The following is a 21,784-nucleotide window of genomic DNA, read 5'->3' on the forward strand; positions in this document are numbered from 1 at the left end:
ACGTCGGCGGGCGAGAGGTTGGTGTTGGCGCCGTAGCTGACATCCGCGCTGCCGCTGCGCTGCGCCGCCGTTTCAGGCCTGGTGGGCTGTGGTTGAGTGGGCTGGGGTTTGGTTGAGTTGTCCATACCGCAGTCTGCTCAGTAGAGCGCCGCCTCCGGATGTGGAGCGCCTTGAGCGGTTACAGCGCTATTCGGGCGAGGTGGGCTATCGGGCAAGGTGGGCAATCGGGTGAAACCGGTCTTTCGGGCGCCCAGCAGGCTGCTAAGGTGGACGACATGAGTTCCCCGCCGCCCACCCGCCCAGTACAGTCAGGGCCAGTACACCCAGGGCCAGTACACTCACGGCTCGATCCGCTCAGCCTGGGCGCCATCGCGCTGACGATTCTGTTCTGGGCCTCGGCCTTTGCGGGTATCCGGGCCGGACTCGCGGCCTTTTCGCCGGGGCATCTGGCGCTCTACCGTTTTCTGGTGGCCGGGACCGTGCTGGGCGGCTACGCGCTGGTCGCCCGCATTCCGCTGCCCTGCCGCGCCGACCTGTGGCGTATCTTCGGGCTCTCGTTTCTGGGCATCACGCTGTACCACACGCTGCTGAATTTCGGTGAACAGAGCGTGCCCGCCGGGACCGCCAGCCTGATTATCGCCTCCGGGCCGGTCATCACGGCGCTGATCGCCACCCGCTTTGCCGGTGAACGCCTGACCCCGCTGGGCTGGATGGGCACCTTCGTCAGCCTGGCGGGCGTGGCCTTGATCGTTCTGGGACGCGGCCCCGTACCGATGAGTGGGGGCGTTTCGTTCACGCGGGGCGCGGTCCTGATCTTGCTGGCGGCGTTGTCGACCAGCATCTACTTCATTTTCCAGAAGCCGCTGCTGGGGCGTATCAACCCGCTGCACTTCACGGTCTGGAGCCTGCTGCTGGGCGCCGTGCCGCTGCTGGTCTTCGCGCCGGGCTTCGCCGCCGAGTGGCGTTCGGCGCCGATCAGCGCCCACCTGGCCGTCATCTACCTGGGCCTCTTTCCGTCGGCGCTGGCGTACCTGTGCTGGACCTTCGCCCTGTCGCGGGTGAGTGCCAGTGTGACCACCAGCTTTCTGTTCGTCAGCCCGGTGCTGGCGGTGCTCATCGCCTGGGTCTGGCTGGCCGAGGTGCCGGGCCTGAGTGCGCTGATCGGCGGCGCGGTGGCGCTACTGGGCGTGCTGCTGGTCAATACCCTGGGCCGCCCTGGCCGGGGTTCACCGCCCGCCTCCAGGCCCGTGAAGGCGCCGTGAGCGTTCAAACCGTCTCCAGCGTCCCGGCAGTCTCCGGGCACGAGTTGCCGGTCATCGAACTCAGTGACGTGCGCCTCAAGCTGGGCGGGCGCGAGGTGCTGGGCGCGGGCGACCTGGGCGGCGTGAACCTGGAGGTGCGGCGCGGCGAATTTCTGGCCGTCATCGGTGCCTCGGGCGGCGGCAAGAGCACCCTGCTGCGCGTCATTTCGGGGCTGCTCAAACCGGCTTCGGGCCGCCTGGAGGTGCGCGGGCGTTCAGCCTACGTCTTTCAGGACGACCGGCTGCTGCCCTGGCGCACAGCGCTGCGCAACGTGGCCCTGCCCGGCGAGCTGGGTTCCGGCGGCGCCCTGAGCCCCAGTGAGGCCCTGGCGCTGGTGGGCATGTCAGCCTACGCGAATTACCTACCGGCCCAGCTCTCCGGCGGGATGCGGGCGCGGGTGGGCCTGGCGCGTGCCCTGGCGCAGTCGGGCGATATTCTGCTGCTCGACGAGCCCTTCGCCGCCCTCGACGCGCTGGTGCGCGAGCGCTTCAACGACGAACTGCGCCACCTGCACGAAAAAACTGGCCAGACCACCATTTTAGTGACGCACTCGATCCGCGAGGCCGCCTACCTGGCCGACCGGGTGGCGGTGCTGCGCAGCGGTCAGGTGGTCGCCATTCTCGACACCCAGGGCCGGGGACGGCGCAGCGCCTACACCGAGGGCCTGGAAGCCGAGCTGCGAGAGTTGCTGGGCAGCGGCGACAGCACCCAGAACTGGACGGCGCCGCCCAGGCTTCGCAGCCGCTCGGAGTGGCTGCCGCTGCTGTCGCTGATGTTCAGTGTGGTGGTCTGGCAGTTGCTGAGCATGCGGACCAGCAGCTTTTTTTTGCCAGGCCCGCTGGAGGTCTGGTCGGTGCTGCTGAAGTACCGCAGTGAACTGCTGCCCCAGTTTGCTTATACGGCCCAGGTAACCTTGCTGGGGGCGCTTGTGGGCGGCTTCGTCGGACTGTTGATCGGCTATCCGATGGCAAAATTACACTGGCTGGAGCGCTTCCTGAGCCCCCAACTGATCATCATCCAGAGCACGCCGACCATCGTGATCGCGCCGCTGCTGGTTATCTGGTTCACTTCCGGTCTGCTTCCCGGCGTCGTGGTCAGCGCCCTGACCGCCTTCTACCCGCTGCTGGTCGCCACTCTGGTCGGCGTGCGCGAGATCGACAAGACCTACCACGAACTGTTCAGCACCTTGCGGGCCACTTTCCTTCAGCGCCTGGTCCACCTGGAATTGCCCGGCGCCCTGCCGGTGCTGCTGGGCGGGCTGCGACTCTCGCTGAACCTGGCGCTGATCGGCGCGGTGGTCTGGGAATTCATCAGCAACACCAACGGCCTGGGTCTGGCCATCAACCAGGCCCGCAGTTTGTACAACACGCCGCGTGTCTTTGCAGCGATTTCACTCTTGGTGCTGCTCGGCGTGCTGCTCTACAGCGTGGTGAGCGCTCTGGAGCGCCGCGTGTCGCGTCGCCGGGGGCGCTGAGGGGAGGGCCGCCTGTGTCCAGCACAGCAAAGAGCGCAAGCCGAGGTGGCCGCGCTCCTGCTGGATGGTGCTGGCTGACCTGAGCGCTGAATTATTCGCCGCTGGTCTGCACCGCCACGCCGATGACCGGCACGTTCAGGTTGACCAGGGCGTTGCCGCCGGAGCTGAGCGTCAGGGTCGTGTTGGCGTTGACTCCGGCGCTGGTGGTGGCGCGTTCCACATCCACCGTCAGCACGGCGTCGGCGCCGTCGAGTCCGGCAGCGGTCAGGGTGACGGTGATGCCGGTGGGCAGGCCAGCCGCGCTCAGCGTCAGGTCGCTTGGCAACACGCCGCCGAGCTGGGTAAGCGGCACCCGCAGGGTCTGCCAGCTCGCCTCGGTGTAGATCGGCTGGTACGACAGGGTGCTGATCTCCAGACCGGTGTTGGCGGCGAGGGCGGTGGGCAAGGCGCTCAGGGCGGCGCTCAGACTCAGGGCGATCATCAACTGCTTCATCATGGTGCTTCTCCTTTGAGGCGGGGGGCTGGAGGCGGGGGGCTGGAGGCGGCGGCGCTGATCGGCTGGGCGGCGAACGCTGGGCGCTCTTTGCCTGTGAACACAGCATGCGCGGGCTCTGAGAAGGCCGGGCGCAGGGCATGTGGAGATTTCGTGCGCCCCCGATGCCCCGGCTGAAGCGCCGTTTCTGCCTTTATTTACCTTTACTGCCGCGTTCGTGACTGGTCTGGCCGCCGCTCCTCTTCGCGGAATCTGCAAAGATTGACGCTGCGTGAGGCCGCCGCCCAGGGCTTCCATAAAGGTGTGCCCCGCGCCCGGTTTCAGCGGTATACTCTGCGCGGGCCGGGATGGCGGAATCGGTAGACGCACTCGACTTAAAATCGAACGCTCTTGGGCATACGGGTTCAAGTCCCGTTCTCGGCACCAGCCAAACCTCGTCTAAGGCGGGGTTTTTTCGCGTCCGTGTCAGGACGTCTGTGCTGAGGCGTCTGTGCTGGCTTGTTTAATGCCGCTGGTTTGTGCTGGTTTGTTCAACGCCGCACAGGGCCGAGCTGGGGCGGTAGCCTCCGCACGCGAGAGGTGCGTCACGTCGCCCACTGTCTCTCCGCGCCGCGCCCACGGCTACCTCGCTCAGACCGACAATTGACGGTTCCCAATTCACGGTGCCCGGTCGCCGCCGCGCCCCCTCGGACGAATCAGTGTCTCGAAGGGGCGCTGTATTCTGCTGTGGATGGTAAAATAGGACTGTTAATCTGCCTGCAACTTATCTTCCGTATGCATTTTGCGTTCAGACTTGCAATCTGTAGCACTCTTCATTCAAGATTAGAGTCGAGCTTCTTCAAATCACCGCCGTGCTGTTCTGGGAAAATCGGTGCATTTTGCTCCGAAGCTGCCACAGTTTTTGCTCAGTCCCTGTTTTGCTCAGTCCCTGTCTTGCTCAGTCCCTGTCTTGCTCAACCGCTGTCTTGCCCCACCACTGTTTTGCCATAATCGTGCCCTGAGCACGTTCCAATGGAGGCTGCCACCGTGAATCCTTCCCTGCGCTACATCATTACCCGCCCCTGCCTCTCCGAGGGCAGTCTGACCGTCGCCAAATACCTCCAGGGTCTGTTTCCGGTCACGCTGGCCGGGCAGACCCTGGCCCTGAGTGACGAGCAGGGCCGTGAGTACCCGGTGCAGCTCAGTGCCAGCGGCAAGCGGCTGCTGGGCCTGGGTGTGCTCTACCACGCCTACAACCTCGACGTGAACGACGTGCTGATGCTGAGCGAAACCACCGCCGGGCACTACGCGGTGGCCTGTGTGGTCAAGCCGCACACCGAGCGCCTCAACGCCCCGGCCCGCAGCGACAAACCCGCCGAACCGACCCGGCGTGTGGTGGTCAGCGCCACGCCGCACGTCCGCGAGGTGCGCATGGAACGCGCCGTCCCGGTAGCTCCAGCCGCCGCCGTCCGCGTGACGGAACACCGCCCGGACGCCCAGGACGCTCAGGCCAGCACCAAACCAGACCCAGCCAGATCGGACACCGCCGGGAGTGAGCAGCAGGCTGCCCAGAATCAAAGCGTCCACAACCAGAGCGCCGAGGACCAGCGCCGAAGTGCTCGCCACGCCGCCCCGCGCCGCGAGCCACTCAAGCTGGAGGCGGTGCAGGACGCCTCCGAGTATTCTGCGGCGCAGGCCCATTCTGCGCAGATGCAGCCCAGCGTGGTGCCGGTGCGCGGTGAGGCGGTACGCGGTGAGGTGGTGCGCGGCGAAACAACCCGCAGCGAGCCGCCCCGCCCTGGTCAACCGCAGCCCAGTCAACCGCAGCCCAGTCAGGCTCAGCCCGGCCACACTCAGCCCGGCGCCGCGAAGAGTGCGCCTCAACCCGCCCTGCTTCAACCCGCCCTGCTCGAAACGGTGGCCGATCAGCTCAGTGAACTGGCGCAGCTCACCGGCTACCAGGTCGAGTATCTGGGCGGCCACGAAGCTGGCCCGGTGCGCCTGCGTGCCGATCTGGGCAACCACAGCTACGACGTGATGCTGGCCTTATCCGAGGCCGAGATCGCCCACCCGGCCTACCGCCAGGGCAGTTACCGCGCCCTGCTGAGCTGGGAGCGTGATACCCCGGCCTCCAGCCCACGCTTTACCCGCGAGGCCCTGGGCGCGCTGCTCGAACACGCCCGCCTGGCGCCGCTGACCCCAATCGACCTGCGCGGCTACTGGAACACCTCCAGCTTCGACCTCGACAGCGTGGCGAGCCTGGCCGAACTGGTCAGCGCCCACCTGGTGCAGCGCGGAACGTTTACCTACGTCCTGGGCACCCTGGCGCAGCAGCCCGCCCACAGCGTCGTGGACCCGACCCGCCTGGCCGAGCGGCTGGGCAGCGGCGTGAACACCGCCGAGCTGAACTCGATTCTGGAGACCCTGTGCCGCGCCCCGTTCATGGCCCTGATGCCGCTGCCGGGCCACCAGTATTACCTGCGCTGCGACGTGAACGATCTGCTCCGCGACCTGTCCGAGTACGCCCAGAGCGTGGGTCGCCGCCTCCAGCCGCAGGTGAAAGCCAGGGTGTAGGTGGAAAGTGACCACAGGAGCTGACCGGCGTGATCTGGTCAGCTCCTGTGTCGTCTTGGTCTGGACGCCACTGCGGGGTCGTCTGCATCGGTCAGAAACGACAAAGGTCAACGCCAAAAATCAACGCCAAAAATCGGCAACAGTGCCTGCTCATCACCCGTCCCCCTCCTCCGACCAGCGGGCGAACACCAGCGTGTCGCGCAGAACGCCCCCCTGGGCGTCGGCGGCACTGCGCTTGAGGACCGCCTCGCGCTCGTAGCCCAGCCGTAGCGGCACGGCGGCGCTGCGGGCGTTGCGAGGGTCACACCGAATTTCGATGCGCCCGAAGCCCAGCCCACCCGCCTGAGTGGGCCTCAGCGCCAGCTCGGTCAGCGCCCCGGCCAGCTCGGTGGCGTAGCCGTATCCCTGCGCGTCCTCGGCGAGCCAGTAGCCGATGTCGCCCACCGGCACGCTCCAGTCGAGGCGGTGAATACCGCAGGCGCCGATGAGCCTGCCCGCGCTGAAGGTCAGGTACATCAGGTCTTCGCTGTTCAGAAAGCGCTCGTAGGATTTCAGACACCGCTCCGTCTGCGCCTCCAGCGTCACCGGCTGCTGCGCCCAGGACATCCAGGGCCGCAGGTGCTCCAGATTGGCGTTGACCAGCTTCATCTGCTCGGCGGCGTGCTCGCCCGTCGGTACGCGCAGCAGCAGCCGCTTGGTGCTCAGCGTTTCGGGAAAGGCGGCGGGTTCGGGCACCGAGGTCAGGGTACAACGGGGAGTGGGAGGGGAGTGGGTGGTGGGGAGTGGGCACAGCGCAGGGCGGGATGGGTGCCTGGTTTTTCTTCGCCTGATATGAGATCAACTGGATTTTCAGTCATCTTGACCCCTCGCCCCGTGGGAGAGTCGCAGACCTGAGGAGTGGCGTCCTCATGGGGACGAGTAGCGCCTGCTGGGCGTCTGTTCACGAGGACAGTCCGTTCACGACGAGTGCTTGCAGAGGGGAGTGAGCGCAGCTCATGCACTTCCCGCGCACCGCGCACCTCCTTAACCCACTCCCCATCACCCGACCCGCCGCTCTAGACTGCGGCCATGACTGCCTTGCCCCCACAGACGGGTGAAGACCGCACCCCGGACGACGTGCTGGTGTTTGAGACCGCCCAGACGACCTGGCCCCACTACGCCCAGCGCATGGCCGCCCTGGAGCGGGCTGAGCTGAGCCCTGCCGGGGTAAACGCCTGGCTGCACGACTGGTCTGAGCTGAGCAAGGAAGCGGCGCAGACCGGCGCGGTGCTGGGCCTGCGGGCTGACCTGAATACCGCCGACGAGGCCGCCCAGAGCGCACTGGCCGCTTACCGGGGGGAGGTGGGGCCGCCGATGATGAGGGCCGGGCAGGTGCTGCGCCGGAAACTGCTGGCCGTTCAGGACTACACCCCGGCCCCCGACATGGTGCTGGCCCTGCGCCGGATGCAGGGCGAGGCCGAGTTCTACCGCGAGGCCAACGTGCCGCTGGAGATCGTTCACGCCGAGCAGATGCAGCGCTACGCCGAGATTACCGGCGCCCAGACGGTGAATTTTGGCGGCGAGCTGACCGTGCCCGAAGCCGAGGCCCTGCTCGGCAGCGCCGACCGCAAGCGCCGCGAGAACGTCTGGACCGCCATGTCGGCCTCGCGTGAGGCCGCGCGCCCGGCCCTGAACGCCCTGATGCAAGACTTGCTGCCGATTCGCCGCCAACTGGCGCTGAACGCCGATCTGACCCTGCCGGGCACCCAGATGGGCGACTACCGCGCCTACACCTGGCGGCAGTTGGGGCGGGTAGATTACACGCCCCAGGACTGCCTGGACTTCCACGCGGCGGTGCTCGGCGAGGTCGTGCCGCTGGCCGCCGAGATCATGGGCGACAAGGCCCGGCAACTCGGCCTGGACACGCTGCGCCCCTGGGACTACTCGCGCCGCACCGCCCTGGACCCCGAAGGCCGCCCGCCGCTGCATCCCTTCGAGAGTGCGCCTGAGCTGGAGGCCATCGCCCAGCGGGTCTTCGACGCCCTCGATCCGGAGCTGGGCGCCCGCTTCGGCCTGATGCGCACGGGCGGCTACCTCGACCTGGCCAGCCGCCAGGGCAAGATGAGCCACGCCTACTGCGAGAGCCTGGAGCACGCCGACATGCCGTTCGTGGTCATGAACGTGGTGGGCACTTCACAGGACCTGGGCGTGCTGCTGCACGAGATCGGCCACGCCTTTCACTTCATGGCGTCCTCGCGCGCCCAGCCGCTGATCTGGAACCGCTGGAGCCCGCTGGAATTCGTCGAGGTGCCCAGCATGGCGATGGAGTACCTGGCCCTCGATCAGCTCAGCGCCGCCTACCTCCCCGCCGAGCTGGAGCGGGTCCGCCGCGAGCAGCTCGAAGGCAGCATTCTGTTCTTGCCCTGGGCCGTGCAGATGGACGCCTTCCAGCACTGGCTGTATACCCAGAGCGCTGAGCTGAGCATTGCCGATCTGGACGCCAAATGGCTCGAACTCGACCGCGCCTACCACCCCTGGCTCGACTGGTCGGGGCTGGATGAGCGGGAGCGTGCGGGTGGCTGGCAGTACTACCATATCTTCCGCAACCCGTTTTACTACCTTGAATACGCCATGTGCAGCCTGGGCGCCGTGGATTTGTGGCGCCAGTCGCGCACCGATAAGCCCGGCACCCTGGCCCGCTACAAGGCCGCACTGAGCCTGGGCAACACCGCGACTCTGCCGGAGCTGTACCGGGCGGCGGGTACCCAGTTCCGCTTCGACGCGGCCTACCTCAGCGAGCTGATGACCTTCCTGATGAACGAGCTGAAAGGAGCGTTATGACCACCCTACCCAGAACTTCAGCCGGTGAACGTGCCGCCGCCCTGGCGCCCCAGCTCACCGCCTGGCGCCGCCACCTCCACCAGCATCCCGAACTCGGCTTCGCGGAGCACGAAACGTCGGCCTACATTGCCGCCGAGCTGTCCAGACTGCCGCACCTGAGCGTCACCCGCCCCACCGCGACGAGCGTGCTGGCCGTGTTGCAGGGCGGTAAACCGGGCCAGACCGTGCTGCTGCGGGCCGACATCGACGCGCTGCCGATTCTGGAAGAGAACAGCTTCGAGTTCGTTAGCTCTGTGCCGGGTGTGATGCACGCCTGCGGCCACGACGGGCATACGTCCATTTTGCTCGGCGTGGCCAGATTGCTGAGCGAAGACCCCTCACAGGTTAACGGCCAGATCCGCATGATCTTCCAGCACGCCGAGGAGAGCGGTCCCGGCGGCGCCGAGGAACTGGTCCACGGCACCGAGCTGATGAGCGGCGTGGACGTGGTGACGGGCCTGCACCTCAATTCGCAGTTGCCGACCGGCGTGGTGGCGGTCAAACCCGGCGCCTTCATGGCCGCGCCGGACGTGTTCAGGGTCACCATCCAGGGCAAAGGTGGGCACGCCGCGCACCCGGAGGAAACCGTGGACCCTATCGTGATCGGGGCGCAGGTCATCACCAATCTGCAACAGGTCGTCAGCCGGGGGGTCAGTGCGCTGGACAACATGGTGCTGAGCGTGACCTACTTTCACGCCGGAACCACCCACAACGTCATCCCAGGCAGCGCCGAGCTGATGGGCACCGTGCGGACCTTCGACGCCGAGTTGCGGAGCAAAGCGCCGGGGATGCTCGAACGGGTCGTCAGGGGCATTACAGAGGCGCATGGGGCCACGTATACCTTCGCCTACGAACCCGGTTACCGCCCGGTGGTCAACACCGACTGGGTGGCCGAGCGACTCATGGGTATCGCCCGCGCCGAGGTCGGCGACAAAGCGCAACTGGCGACCCCCAGCATGGGCGGCGAGGACTTCTCCGCCTACCTGACCCGCGCGCCCGGCGCCTACTTCAACGTGGGCAGCGGCAACGCCGAGCTGGAGAGCGATTATCCGCACCACCACCCGCGTTTCACCATCGACGAGGCCAGCCTGGTGACCGGCGTGCGAATGCTGTACGCGGCGGCGCTGGAGCTGGGGAAGGGGGAGTAGGAGGGAGGGGAAGCGGTGCGCGGTATGCAGTAAGAGAAAGCCACTGAGGCATATGAAACTAAAATGACTGCTTGCCATCAGACGACCCCTCACCCTTCCGCCGCTGCGCGGCTCCCTCCCTCTCCCCAGGGGAGAGGGCTGGGGTGAGGGGTGTTTCGGCGGCCACAATCATGTCTTGAACTCAATCCCGTATCAGACGCCGTCCCAGGCGCCGCGTGTCCTAACCGCCTCCCGCGCACCGCGCCCTGAGTACAAACAGTCAGCCGCCCCCAACTCGGAGACGGCTGAATTTTCTTGTGGTGACAGGCGACTGGACTCGAACCAGCCTATGGCCAACCCCGGCCCGTCTCGCACGCCCGTTGGTTCGAGGTGGGCGACTCCCTCGGATTCCCCTGTACAGAGAGGACGAACACGTCAGTGGTGCAAACATCAGGTGACACTTACCGCTTTGGCCGCGTACATCCGGCCTGGGAACCGGAAGGTAGTATGCCCCGGAAGTGTCAGGTTACGATGTGCCCAGCGTACATTGCCCCTTAAGCTTGTGGCTCAGCAGAGCGTAAGCGAAGTGGCCTAGTGCGGGCGGCCCGACGCCAGAGCATCCAGCAGATAATGAACGGCATGACCCAGCCTACCTCCGATCAGCACGGCATCCAGCGTCACGTCGCCTTCGACTGGGGCGGCGTGTTCACCATCGGCACCTTCGACGGGAGATCCACGGGCCGCCTGGCCGAGCATACCGGCACCGATGTCGAGAGTCTGCGCCAGAGCTACTTCCGGCATGTCCGCCAGCTCGAAGTCGGGGCCTGGAGCCTGCCGCAGTTCTGGGACACCGTGCAGGCCGAATCCGGCGCCGCGCTGCCCTACGCCGAGTTCGAGGCGATGTACCTGGGCAGCATTCACGACAACCCGCCGATGTACGCTCTGCTGGCCCGGCTGCCCAGAGCGGTGCGTGTGGGCCTGCTGAGCAACAACTACCCGGTGGTGAGCGACCATCTGCGTGCCCGGCCTGAATTCGGGCGCTTCGACGCGCTGGTGTTCTCCAACGAACTCGGCGCCAAGAAGCCCGCCCCGGAGTCGTTCGCGGCGCTGGAAGCGGCCATGCAGTGTCCGGCGAATCTGGTCGCCTTCGTGGACGACGTTGCCGAGAACATCGACGCCGCCAACGCCGCAGGCTTTCACGCCGTGTTGTATCACCACGACCACCACGCCGCCTTCGAGGCCGAGCTGTCCGCCTGGCTGGGCATGAGCTTCTGAGCCCGCGCCATTCATCCCGGCTTACAGCTCCGGCCCGTGTTGTCTCATCAGCCTGTACAGTGGGGAGGTGAATCACGCAGAAGACCTCCCGCCCAGTGCTGCCGCGTCTGGCAGCGCAGCGCAGAGCAGTCCGGGCGCGACTTCCCCCGATTCGGGCCGGGCGGCGGTGCGGCTGCTGCAAGGCTACCTGTGGCACCCGCAAGAAGAGAGCGGCCAGGGCGCCTTCGAGGATTTCGACCTGGAAAACTACCTGCCCCACGAGCTGGGCGAGGCCAAGGTGCTGTGGGACGACGTGCGGCCCCCCTTCGCCTTCTTCGAGAACGGGGAAAGTACCGCCTCGCAGGCGTTTTACCAGTTCACCGTGCTGCAACTCTACGACGCCCGGCCCAGCGCCGCAGCCCTCAACGCCGACGCCCAGGCCGCCTCGCAGGCGCTGGGGCCGCTGCTGGAGGCCACGCCGCCCGGTGTTGGCTGGCAACTCTGGGAAGACCTGCGCGAGCTGTGAGTGGGCACTACAGGAGCTTATGGACTGGTTAGATCTGTACGTGGAAGGTGACACCCACCCGCGCCGTTTCGACAAACCCGAAGCGCTGCGCCAGTACCTCACCAAAGTCGAGCGCATGGGCGAGGAAGGCATCGGCGCCCTGATCGAGTGGGGCGAGGTGGCCCCGCCGATGACGCGGCGGCGCTACAAGGTGAGCAGGCTGGGGGCGGCGGGGGAGTGAGAGTAGGGGGGCTGCACGGAGGCCCCCTCACCCTTCCGCCGCTTCGCGGCTCCCTCCCTCTCCCTCAGGTAGAGGGATCAAGGGCAGCGTGCTGGACGGTATTTAAGGTTAGTTTTCTGGAACGAAAAAAGGCTCTCGCTGTCGCTTGGCGAGAGCCTTTGTGTTGCGAGGCTGGGTGGGGTGAGTGAGCAACGCTCATGCCCTTCCGTCCAGCTCAGGCTCAGACAACCGCACCTTTTTCCTGCATCAGCAGCCCGCGCCGGGTCCAGGCGTTGTAGTTCAGCAGCCGCACGGCCTGGAAGGCCCGCATCCAGTCGGCCTCGCCCGCGAGCTTCTGGCCGCGTCCGTGGCGAATGGCCAGATTTCTATGCGCGGCCAGAAACTCCGGCACGCTGGCGCCGGGCAGCAGCCGCACATCGATCTCCTCGCTGCTGGCGGGCGAGAACGGCAGGCCCGACGTGCTGCTGAGCGAGGCGGCAATGCCGCTGGCCCGGTCGCGGGAGAGCGTCACTGCCTGCATGAAGGGCGGCAGCGGCGGGCCGTCGGGCGACTCGCTCCAGCGCAGGCTCAGGGCCGTGTCGCCGTCGAGCAGGTAGGCCCGCTGGTGCCGGGCCTCGGTGAGTTCGGCGGCGTAATACACACCCAGGGGTTCGGCGCCGCAGCCTTGCAACTCGGTGTGGGTCGCCTTGATGCTGCGCGACTGGTCCGGCGTGGCGCCCCAGTCGCGTTCACGCTGGGCCTCGAAGCTCAGCGCCCCGCTGAGGCTGGGGCCGGGGTAGGGGCGGCCCGCCAGGCGCGAGGAGCTGACATCTGGCAATAAGCGCTGGGCAGCGGCTTCACCCAGCAGGTGTTGCAGTTCCTCGGCGGTGAGGGTGGCAAGGTTCAGGCGCGGCACGGTAGGGCGTGAGTGTAGCACCCGCCCCGGAGGTGGAAGGTGGTCGGAGGTTGCCCCCGATGGGCTGAGCCGTTGGCGGTGTTGACAGATGGAAGACTCGCTGCTAACCTATCTGAGCCTGAAAAGGTGAACGGCAACGTGTGGGGCCATGGCGCAGCTGGGAGCGCGTCTGAATGGCATTCAGAAGGTCAGCGGTTCGATCCCGCTTGGCTCCACCAGAGAGAAGGAAGAAGGCCCGGAGTGATGGATGCTCCGGGTCGTCCATGTTCCGTGTGATTGACAGGTATTGGAATGGTCACTCAGCCAGAAAGGTTGTCCTCTAACCAGCCATATTCGGTGAGCACCCGCCAGGCCAGGTCAACTTGAGCCGGGGTAAACTGGCGTTTACGATCACTCCACTCATGCACTACTGCCAGCGCCTCCCCCGATGTCGCGGCACTCAAGTGCGTGGCTGCGAAATGCACGGTAGACAGTAGTTCCATGCCGTAGGGCGTCTCGAAACCGTCTACCAGCCGCGTGACCCGCTCAAAACGGGCGGTGGCCTCCGGTGAATTTGCCAAATACTTTGCTGCGTCTTCGCGAGCACCCGGAATCAGGTCCAGCGGCTTGGTCGGGTCGTCACCCCCGTCCGCATACCCGGCGATGAGATGTCCCTCCAGGCGTCTGAGCACATGTCGCAGGTCGGGCGCGTAAGGACCATACGTCCCCTTGGTGTAAGTCAGTTTGAGTTCCTGGCCCGCTTCTTGGAGAAAGTACATGAGCTTCTGAACTTCCAGCAGCGACACGAAGGGGTCGAGAAGGCCCGCCAGGTAGCGGTCCATCAGGCTTACCAGGGCCGCTCGTCCAGGGGTCATACGGGGAGCAGCCGTGACATTGGTCGGGGCAGGCGGAGCCTCGCCCGGCTCGAATACGGTGACCTGGACAGTGTTCAGCGCGCCCAACGTTTCCTCGATTCGGGCTCGTACCTCGGCCCAGGGCAGTCCGCCCAGGCCAGCTCCAAGCGGTGGCAAAGCAATGCTGCTAATCCCTAGACGGTGGATGTCAGCGACCAGCGCCAGCAGCCCTAACTCAATGTCCTCGATGCGGCTCTTACCCTTCCAGTGCCGCTTGGTCGGGAAATTGATCAGATAGCGCGGTAGGCCCAGACCACTCCGCTCGGTGATGAACATCTTCCCCGGCTGAACCTCACCGCGCTGACAGGCCACTTCATACGCCCTGAAGTTATCGGGGAAGGCCTTCTTGAACTGTAAAGCAACCCCCCGACCCATGATTCCGACACAGTTGACCGTGTTGACCAACGCCTCTGATTCTGCCGTCAACAGATTGCCTTGCTGGAATTCTATATCTGACACGACTAATAGTACCAAGTGGGGCGGTACTGCACCAGGGGTCGGGTGGATAGCAGGCCCTCTGTCTCGGCAAGGTCAAGCAACCGTGTCACCCGCTCAGCTATCTGGCTCGATTGCACGCCGACCACTCGGAACAACGACAAGGGAAAAGTGTCCACGACAAGAAACTCAGCTTGTTTACGCTCTTTGACATTTCGCCAGTTCGTCATGCGGACCGCTTGCCAGTCCACATCGTTCAGTTGATCGGCCCGTGACCTGAATTCACTGTAACGGGCTGCCGCGTTCGACAAGCTGAAGGCCCAGGGACGATGTTCACGTGTGGCCCAGGCGAGCACTTCACCCAAGTCGGCTTCGAGATGCACGATGGCTACCTGTCCGCCCTTGTAGGCCACCTCTGGACTGCGCATGTGAATCAGGTACAGCATCACCGAGCGGGGGCAAAAGTAAAAGGGTACACAGGCACCTACCATGACGCCGCCCAAACAGCTTATAGACAGTTCATTCAGGCGTCGGAGTTTGAGCTTCCCCATGCCAATCGTGACCGCTGGCCCCCCTGCCGCCACCATCAAGGCGTCCGAGCGGAGTTCGCCTGCACTGATAATGGCTGGCAGATTGTCTACTGGCGTGATGTGGTAAATCTTTTGGTTTACCGGTACGGTCGTCACGGTCCCTCGCTCAACGCTACGCCTGAGCGCTCAAACCCGTCACCCGCATTTGCTATACCCGCACGCCTGGCACTTCATGCACCCTTCCTCCCGGATCACGGCTTTCTCGTCGCAGACGGGGCAGCGTTCGCGGCTCATGGCGTTGGTGCTGACGCCCGTGCCATTCGAGATAGCGCTGGAGCCGCCCAGTCCCAGACCATCCGGTGCGGCGCCGATGTCCTGGCTGCCCCCGGCCACAGGCGGCAGGCCCGTGGTGCCCAGGCCCGTACTGCTTAAGTTCTTGGCGAAGGTCTCCAGCGCCACCGCGATCAGGTCGGCCTTGCTGCCCACCAGTCGCCCGTTGTAGCTGCCGTACAGCCCGCCGTTGATGCCCCTGAGGGTTTTGATCAGCGCCTCGGCAGGCACGCCATGTTGCAGCGCGATGCTCACCACGCGCCCCAGCGCCTCGCTGTCGGCGTTGGCCTCGTCGCCCGCCCGGCCAGAGATGACCATGACTTCCACCGGGTTGCCCTGAAGGTGGTTGACCGTCACCAGGAAGCTGCGCCGATGCCCGCTGGTCGGGTCCGTCAGCTTGACCATATCGGTGATGCCTTGCAGGCGGGCCGGACGCTCGTAGACCGGCTTGCTGGGGTTGAAGGCGGGCACGCTGTACGCAGCCGGAGCCGGAGTCTGAACCGCTTCCGGCACTGGAGCCTCGCCCATGACCTCGGCGGCGCTCTCTGTGGCGTCCGTCTCTTCCGTCTTCACCTCGGTCTTGCTGGTACTCAGCACCTGGAACTGGCGCGAGCCGTCGCGGTAGACCGTGATGCCCTTGCAGCCGGTGCGGTAAGCCTCGCTGTAGGCGTCCTGCACGTCCTGAACGGTGGCCGAGTTGGGCAGGTTGATGGTTTTGCTCAGGCTGTTTCCGGCGTAGCCCTCGGCGTCGAAGGCCCGCTGCACGGCGCCCTGCATCCGCACATGGTCCAGCGGAGAAACGTCGTGGGCACACACGAAGACCTGTTGCAGCGCCTGCGGAATGAAGTCCAGGCCCACCACCGACCCGTGATTCTCGCTGACGGCCTCGGTCACCTTGTCCCAGTCCCATTTACCTTGCACGTCCATGCCGACGGCGGGCGGGTAGCTCTCCAGCAGCTCGACGAACAGTGGGGCCAGCAGGGCGCGGTACTCGCTGCCGATCTTGCGCCAGATGAACGGGCTGAACACGGGCTCGATGCCGCTGCTCACGCCCATCAGCATGCTGGTCGTGCCGGTGGGAGCCACCGTCAGCACCGCGACGTTGCGGCGGGGCGCGTGGGGCATCTGGGGCGCGTTGCGCTGGTAGACGGCGTAGTGGCCGCGCTCCTCACCGAGCTGCTCGCTCTGGGCAATCGCCTCCTCTCGCAGCACGCTCATGATTTCGTAGATCATCTCGCGGCCCGCCTCGTTGTCGTAGCGCAGGCCGAGCTTAATGAGCGCGTCGGCCAGGCCCATTACACCCAGGCCGAGGCGGCGCAGGTCCTGTGAGGCCACCCGGTTGTCTTCCAGCGCGAACACGTTGACCTCTAGCACGTCGTCGAGGAAGCGCACGCAGGTCCGGATGTCGGCCCGGAACGTGGCGAAGTCGAATTCGCTGCCCTGCACGTAGGCGGCCAGGTTGATGGCGCCCAGATCGCAGGGCTCGCCGATGGTGAGGGGGATCTCGCCGCAAGGGTTGGTGCTCTTGATGTGATACCGCTCGCCCAGATTCTTCAGGGCCGAGAATTCGTTGATGCGGTCCACGAAGATCAGGCCCGGCTCGCCCGTGCTCCAGGCGTGCTGCGCGACCTGATCCCACAGCCAGGCGGCGGGGAAGCCCGATGTGTTGCCACGCCGGTAGATTGGCACACCGCGCGCGCCGTCCACGTCGCGGTCGGGGAGCTGTGGCCAGTGGCCTGCGAACTCGCCGCTCTGCTCGGCCAGGTAGTACTTGCCGGGCACCTCCTGCGCTGCCACCGGCCACAGCCCGTTCGCCTGGAGCACGTCCCAGAAGGCGCCTGTAATCAGCACCGAGATGTTGAAGGTCGAGATGTCGCCCTCGCTGGCCTCGCGGTCCAGATCCTTGGAGGTCAGGAAATCGAGGATGTCCGGATGCGAGACGCTGATAGTCGCCATACCTGCGCCACGTCGGGTGCCGCCTTGCCTTACAACCCGCAGGACCGGCGAATACACATACCGCAGCGTGTTGATCGGTCCGCTGTGCTCGGCGCCCCGGTTGGCCCACTCCAGAAAGTTGTCGAAGATTTCGAGTAGAAAGCTGACCGGCCCGCTGCTGCTGCCGCCGGAGCCCTGAATGGCCGCGCCTTCGGGCCGCATCTTGGAGAGGTCGAGCCGGGGTTCCAGGTTCAGCTTGGCGGTCTCGGCCACGCTGCGGGCCGCGTCGATGATGCCGCCCATGTCGTCGGGCACGCTCTGGACGCCTTCGGGCAGGTCGCGGACGAGTTGCACGCCGCCCGCACGGGCCTGGGCCACGAGTGCGGCGCTCGCCTGGCCATAGATCACGCGGGTCCAGTTGCGGATCGCCACCGGCTGCTTCTCGCCGTCCGGCTGGGTGGGCGGGCGCATCAGACCGGCGATGAAGTCGCCCACGTCGGGGTGATCGGCGGCCATGTAGACCCAGCCGCGCACGCCCGCGTCGGGCCGTGAGGACTCGGCGCGGGGCAGGTACACGTCGAGGTTCACGCCGTTGCCGCCGCCCACCTTGGTCACCAGCGCGAGTTTTTTCGCCACCTCCATCACGCCGCTAAAGCTGCTGGGGTCGAACTCGGTGGCGCCCTGCACGAAGCAGTTCAGCACGTTGCCGTGCCGGGTGCCCGCGCCCGCCAGCACCCGACCGCCGGGGCAGAACTTCTTGCCCGCCATCAGGTCGTAGTACTTCTGTGCCCAGCTTAGCCGCGCTTCCGGGGCCTCGGCGCCCGCCACCCACTGCGCGATCCGCTCGAACATGTCGCCCACGCTGCTATCGCCTTCTTGCAGGTACTGGCGCCGGGCGATGTGCTGGGCGTTGTCGTCGAAGTTGGTCAGGGGCGTGCGGATCAGCGAGGTGCGGGGGATGGTGGTCATGGTGGGTTCTCCTTGCGGGAATAGAAAGACAGCATGGCGGGACCGACGCCGCGCAATGAGCGGGGCGTGGAGGGGGGTGAGTGATATACTCAGTGTAACACGATACTGATTCGGAGTCTAGTCGCTAAGTACTATATCTGGCGTCTGGCGAGCGTACCGTACCAGATATAGCACCCGGAGAATGCGCAAACCCGGCTTGACTTCTTGGAATGCGTCATTACACCACGCCCGGCAGGTCGGGGCAAGCGCAACTGCCACGTGGGGGGCCGCCTCGCCGCGCACGGTTCCGGCGAGGGCGACCCCGCGTACAAATTCGGGGCTTTCTTCAGGTCAGCTCAGGAGTGGGTCAGGGTTCGTTGAAGGCCAGGGCGGGGTTTGCTCAGCCACTCGCATGAAGGCCGCATCAGACTTGGGGGGTCCGTATTCACTTGCCCAGATTCACTTGCCCAGGAGGCTTCACCATGACCATGACCAGCGATCAAGTTTCCGATAAACTCCAGTACCTGCTCGGCACCCTGCGCGACGGCGAGAAAGGCTTTGCCGACGCCGCCGAGCACGCCACTGACCCCAGCTTGAAAACCCTGTTTCAGTCGCGGGTGGCCCAGCGCACCGAAATGGCCCAGGCCGTCGAGCGCGAGCTGTCCAAGTACGGCGAGGTCGGCAAGCAGGGCGGCAGCGTCGGCGCCGCGCTCCACCGCACCTGGCTGGGTGTCCGTGACGCCATCTCAGGGCGGGGCGACAAGGCTGTGGTGGCCGAGTCCGCACGCGGCGAGGACGTGGCCGCCGACAACTACGCGGACGTGCTGAAGGAAACCAGCCTGCCCAGCGACGTGCGCAGCGTGATCGAGGGCCAGTTCGCCAAGGTCAAGGCCAGCCAGGTCGAGATGCAGGCCCTGAAAGCCCAGTGGGATGCCAAAAGCTGAGCTGAGCGATTGACAAAGCGCCGCACCTGAGGTCAGGGGTGCGGCGCCGTGCTACAGCTTCAGGGCGTGGTGAATCTTGTCGCCAATCCTTATTTTACAAACGGCAGCGAGCATTGCGGAGTAGGAATCAAACACCCTGGAGGGGACGAAAATGACCCTGTTTAGTTTAGGGTCGTCATCGTATTCATCCCAGATGTCTCGAATGTCATACTCATAAACTTCTTGTGCACCTGATCTGTGGTTTTTGATGCATAGATAGCTAAAATCCTGTTGCTCTCTCATAATCGGGAAGATATCGTAGACCTTTGTTTCGAGAGGTGGGCTGTCCACTTCTCCCTTGAGTACTGTACGCTGGCCATGATAACCGACCGTTCCCAGATTGGAGAAGTACAATGTGCGGGCACGTTCAAAACGTGGAGACCTTCTTGCTGCATGCGAAGTGAATCTTCTGAACGCGTAATAGGGCGATTCAGGCGCCCAGACGTGGCTGAAGATCAGTCGCTGTTGCCTGAACCAATCTGGCAGGTCGAATTCCAGGGTGACGTAGGTCTGCTCCACCTCGTCAGGTGTCGAGACCCAGTAGTCCAGATTGGGGAAGCGCTGTAAGAAGCTCCTGAAATTTGCCTTGTCCGCCTCACTTAAGGGGGACTGCTCAAGCCGCCCCAGCACCATCTCAGCGCTCTGGAGCTTACCGGTGCGCTGCCACTCGTCGTGGAGCGCTTTTTGCTCATCGTTCATACGGACGGTCCTCCATCCGCATCAAATCACGAATTCCCCATTCCGCATCACGGCCTCGCGCTCTCCGCTCTGTGTCACGCCGTCCACGTTCATCTCGGGGCTGCCGATCATCCAGTCGACGTGGACCAGCGAATCGTTGCCGCCGCGCTCCCTGAACACCTCTGGGCTCTCCACGCCGCCCCCTATGTTGAAGCGGTAGGCCGCGCCGATGGCGATGTGCGAGGCGGCGTTCTCGTCGTACAGGGTGTTGAAGAAAAACAGCCCGCTCTGGCTGATCGGTGAGGAGTGCGGCACCAGCGCCACTTCGCCCAGGCGGTGAGAACCCTCGTCGGTGTCGATCAGCGAGCGCAGCACGTCCTGCCCGGTCTCGGCACTGGCTTCCACGATGCGCCCGGCCTCAAACCTGATCCGGATGCCCGAAATCAGCACGCCGTTGTAGCTCAGCGGCTTGGTGCTGACCACCGTGCCCTCGGTGCGCTCCCGGTGCGGCGCGGTCCAGACTTCCTCGGTGGGAATGTTGGCGGTAAATTCAATGCCGGACGGCGTGAAGCTGGTGCCGCCGCCCCAGAGGTGCTGGTCGGCCAGTCCGACGGTCAGGTCCGTGCCGCCGCCTTTGAAGTGCACAGAAGCGTACTGCTTGCCCGTCAGAATCTTCTTGCGGGCGTGCAGCTTGCCCAAGTGGGTTTTCCAGGCGGCCACCGGGTCGCTCTGATCGGCGCGGGTGGCCCTGAAGATGGCGTCCCAGTAGAGCTGCACGGCTTCCTCGTCGCTGACGTCCGGGAAGATGAGCTTGGCGCTGGCGGGCAGCGGCGAGGTAATCAGGTTCCAGTTCAGGGCGTTGGTCATGACCTGGTGGCTGTAGGGCCTGCGGTAAGTCGCCAGGGCACGCTGATGCGCCGCGAGCCTGTGCGGGTCGGCCCCGGCGTGCAGGCCCGGATCGCCAGCCCGGATCGCCAGCACGGCGCCGCCCGCGTTGGCGGCTTCCAGCTCGGCATCGACGCGCCACTGACTGATGGTCTCAAAGCTGCCGTCCGGCGCCAGTTCGAAGCGGGCCTTTTGCACGTCGTCGTCGTCCCAGCGGACATCGGCGAAGCTCGCCCCGGCGGCGTAGGCGCTGCGCACGATGGCGCGTGCCAATGCTGCGGCTTCAACCGGCGACTGCACCAGCAGCCGCTGCCCGGCGCGCAGGCCCAGGCCCACCTGCACGGCCAGGTCGGCGTAGTTCTGGAGTTTTTGCTCGAAGGTCAAAGGTGAAGTGTTGGTCATGTCCGGCAGGATACGGCGGCGCGGGTGCGCCAGTGGGTGCCCGGCGTCCAGATGAAGGGGAGCTGAAGCTAAAGGCCGGAGCGGGGAAACCGGGTTGGGCAAGCGCTGGCTGTAGCGGCGACTGTAAAACCAAAAACACAGAGCCGCGTTCGCTCCGTGTTCTGTCGGTGGGTGTGCCAGTGCCCTGAATAACCTGGGATTCTCAATGTGTAATCAAGGGTGGGTCGCTCAGCGTTGATCGACGAGTTTACCGTCCACGATCACCTGGTAGTTCGGCTGGCCGTTGCTGCCGTTGACTTGAACCGTCAGGACGCTGCCTGGATACGTCTTGGTTTGCCCATTGATCGTGACGGTGCAGGTGCCGCCGCTGCACGAGGCGCTGGTGCTGCTGGAGCTGCTCGACGTGCCGGGTGCCGGTGTGGGAATGGGCGCAAGAGGCGGCAGAGACGGAAAAGCCGGAAACGCTGGAAAATCAGTATTGATGTCGTCGGTCTCCAGGTCGGAATCGTCCCAGCTTTCACTGGAAAACGAACTGCTGGAACTGGACGCTGAAGAGGAGTTCTGGGCGAGGGCGGGGGCGCTGAGCAGCAGACCGAGCAGTATGAACGTCTTTAACATGATGTACCTCTTTGACCTACCGGTTGAGGGCACTGGCAGAGGGCGGGTCGCCTCCACCTGACCATAAGTCAGTGAACAACCTGGCTAGGCAGCCGCTCATCTGCTCATCTGAGGCCGGGTTTTGCGGCTTTACGTCTGTAAAGGGGGTTTTCATGGCGACTCAGGGTTTTGTGAAGATTTGGCTCAGTGCAGTGGAGTGGTGTTCCGTCCCCGGCGTAGATCGGGTAAGATCAATCTCAAAAAAATATGAGCGGTGAGGGCGCGGCAACCGACTAAAGCAGATGTCATAAAAAGACCCTTTTTATGACCGAGCGGAGCGAGTAGTTTTGACTGAGCAGGACGCAGAATGGAGGTGCGGGGAGGCTGTTTTCCCCGTGGCGTAATTCGGAGTACTGCTTTAGGCCAGCACGGCGTCCATGAGTCCCTCCAGCGTGCTGCTGGACT

18 protein-coding genes and 2 tRNA genes are annotated in these 21,784 nt (G+C 65.1%); 11 read left to right on the forward strand and 9 right to left on the reverse strand.

What is annotated here, in order from left to right; translation table 11 throughout:
- The first annotated feature begins 170 nt into the window (after positions 1-170).
- Both Q0R23_RS06365 and Q0R23_RS06370 read left to right on the forward strand, forming a co-directional pair.
- Positions 171-1,262, forward strand: a complete 1,092-nt coding sequence (locus Q0R23_RS06365) for an EamA family transporter (protein WP_293911556.1) — start codon at positions 171-173, stop codon at positions 1,260-1,262.
- Positions 1,259-2,776, forward strand: a complete 1,518-nt coding sequence (locus Q0R23_RS06370; RefSeq protein ID WP_293911557.1) for an ABC transporter permease subunit — start codon at positions 1,259-1,261, stop codon at positions 2,774-2,776. The genes Q0R23_RS06365 and Q0R23_RS06370 overlap by 4 nt, the downstream gene beginning before the upstream one ends.
- Before the next feature lie 91 nt (positions 2,777-2,867).
- Here the strand turns inward: Q0R23_RS06370 and Q0R23_RS06375 are convergent, their stop codons facing one another.
- Positions 2,868-3,272, reverse strand: coding sequence for a hypothetical protein (locus tag Q0R23_RS06375; protein ID WP_293911559.1), 405 nt, complete (start codon positions 3,270-3,272; stop codon positions 2,868-2,870).
- 338 nt (positions 3,273-3,610) lie between these two features.
- On the opposite strand from Q0R23_RS06375, the gene Q0R23_RS06380 reads away from it, so the two are divergent.
- Positions 3,611-3,695, forward strand: a tRNA-Leu gene (locus Q0R23_RS06380).
- A gap of 600 nt (positions 3,696-4,295) precedes the next feature.
- The gene (locus tag Q0R23_RS06385) at positions 4,296-5,822 is read left to right on the forward strand and encodes a hypothetical protein (RefSeq protein ID WP_293911561.1); all 1,527 of its coding nucleotides are present in this window, start codon (positions 4,296-4,298) and stop codon (positions 5,820-5,822) included.
- A gap of 153 nt (positions 5,823-5,975) precedes the next feature.
- Here the strand turns inward: Q0R23_RS06385 and Q0R23_RS06390 are convergent, their stop codons facing one another.
- Positions 5,976-6,557, reverse strand: coding sequence for a GNAT family protein (locus tag Q0R23_RS06390; protein ID WP_293911562.1), 582 nt, complete (start codon positions 6,555-6,557; stop codon positions 5,976-5,978).
- 333 nt (positions 6,558-6,890) lie between these two features.
- On the opposite strand from Q0R23_RS06390, the gene Q0R23_RS06395 reads away from it, so the two are divergent.
- From Q0R23_RS06395 to Q0R23_RS06415, 5 genes are all read left to right on the forward strand, one after another.
- Positions 6,891-8,642 (forward strand): M3 family oligoendopeptidase, encoded by a 1,752-nt coding sequence (locus Q0R23_RS06395; RefSeq protein ID WP_293911563.1) that lies wholly within the window; start codon positions 6,891-6,893, stop codon positions 8,640-8,642.
- A complete protein-coding gene (locus Q0R23_RS06400) occupies positions 8,639-9,829 on the forward strand; it encodes an amidohydrolase (RefSeq protein WP_293911564.1) in 1,191 nt (396 codons plus the stop codon). The genes Q0R23_RS06395 and Q0R23_RS06400 overlap by 4 nt, the downstream gene beginning before the upstream one ends.
- Positions 9,830-10,447: 618 nt before the next feature.
- On the forward strand, positions 10,448-11,083 hold the full coding sequence (locus Q0R23_RS06405) for an HAD family phosphatase (protein ID WP_293911565.1): 636 nt from the start codon (positions 10,448-10,450) through the stop codon (positions 11,081-11,083).
- Between the two features lie 166 nt (positions 11,084-11,249).
- The gene (locus Q0R23_RS06410; RefSeq protein WP_293911577.1) at positions 11,250-11,588 is read left to right on the forward strand and encodes a DUF3208 domain-containing protein; all 339 of its coding nucleotides are present in this window, start codon (positions 11,250-11,252) and stop codon (positions 11,586-11,588) included.
- Between the two features lie 19 nt (positions 11,589-11,607).
- Complete coding sequence (locus tag Q0R23_RS06415; protein WP_293911566.1) at positions 11,608-11,808, forward strand: hypothetical protein; 201 nt, start codon at positions 11,608-11,610, stop codon at positions 11,806-11,808.
- A gap of 220 nt (positions 11,809-12,028) precedes the next feature.
- Here the strand turns inward: Q0R23_RS06415 and Q0R23_RS06420 are convergent, their stop codons facing one another.
- The gene (locus Q0R23_RS06420; RefSeq protein ID WP_293911567.1) at positions 12,029-12,703 is read right to left on the reverse strand and encodes a hypothetical protein; all 675 of its coding nucleotides are present in this window, start codon (positions 12,701-12,703) and stop codon (positions 12,029-12,031) included.
- 142 nt (positions 12,704-12,845) lie between these two features.
- Between Q0R23_RS06420 and Q0R23_RS06425 the strand changes: the two genes are divergently transcribed.
- Positions 12,846-12,921: transfer RNA gene (locus Q0R23_RS06425), tRNA-Ala, on the forward strand.
- 81 nt (positions 12,922-13,002) lie between these two features.
- Here the strand turns inward: Q0R23_RS06425 and Q0R23_RS06430 are convergent.
- From Q0R23_RS06430 to Q0R23_RS06440, 3 genes are read right to left on the reverse strand one after another with little or no spacing between them, the layout of a single operon-like run.
- Positions 13,003-14,055: a macro domain-containing protein gene (locus Q0R23_RS06430; protein WP_293911569.1), complete on the reverse strand. Its 1,053-nt coding sequence runs from the start codon at positions 14,053-14,055 to the stop codon at positions 13,003-13,005.
- A 2-nt stretch (positions 14,056-14,057) separates the two neighbouring features.
- Positions 14,058-14,717 (reverse strand): DUF4433 domain-containing protein, encoded by a 660-nt coding sequence (locus Q0R23_RS06435; protein ID WP_293911570.1) that lies wholly within the window; start codon positions 14,715-14,717, stop codon positions 14,058-14,060.
- Positions 14,718-14,756: 39 nt separating this feature from the next.
- Positions 14,757-17,795 (reverse strand): adenosylcobalamin-dependent ribonucleoside-diphosphate reductase, encoded by a 3,039-nt coding sequence (locus tag Q0R23_RS06440; RefSeq protein ID WP_293911571.1) that lies wholly within the window; start codon positions 17,793-17,795, stop codon positions 14,757-14,759.
- 461 nt (positions 17,796-18,256) lie between these two features.
- Here Q0R23_RS06440 and Q0R23_RS06445 point away from each other — a divergent pair, with 461 nt between their 5' ends.
- Positions 18,257-18,718 (forward strand): PA2169 family four-helix-bundle protein, encoded by a 462-nt coding sequence (locus Q0R23_RS06445; protein ID WP_293911572.1) that lies wholly within the window; start codon positions 18,257-18,259, stop codon positions 18,716-18,718.
- Between the two features lie 51 nt (positions 18,719-18,769).
- On the opposite strand, the gene Q0R23_RS06450 is transcribed toward Q0R23_RS06445, so the two are convergent.
- The 3 genes from Q0R23_RS06450 to Q0R23_RS06460 all read right to left on the reverse strand — a co-directional run bounded on the left by Q0R23_RS06450 (position 18,770) and on the right by Q0R23_RS06460 (position 21,340).
- Entirely contained in the window at positions 18,770-19,456 is a 687-nt protein-coding gene (locus tag Q0R23_RS06450; RefSeq protein WP_293911573.1) for a hypothetical protein, read from the reverse strand.
- A 21-nt stretch (positions 19,457-19,477) separates the two neighbouring features.
- Positions 19,478-20,722: an aminopeptidase gene (locus tag Q0R23_RS06455; RefSeq protein ID WP_293911574.1), complete on the reverse strand. Its 1,245-nt coding sequence runs from the start codon at positions 20,720-20,722 to the stop codon at positions 19,478-19,480.
- Between the two features lie 228 nt (positions 20,723-20,950).
- A complete protein-coding gene (locus tag Q0R23_RS06460) occupies positions 20,951-21,340 on the reverse strand; it encodes a hypothetical protein (RefSeq protein WP_293911576.1) in 390 nt (129 codons plus the stop codon).
- Positions 21,341-21,784: the final 444 nt, after the last annotated feature.

Origin of the sequence: Deinococcus sp. (assembly GCF_025362455.1) — a bacterium.
Classification (GTDB): Bacteria; Deinococcota; Deinococci; order Deinococcales; family Deinococcaceae; genus Deinococcus.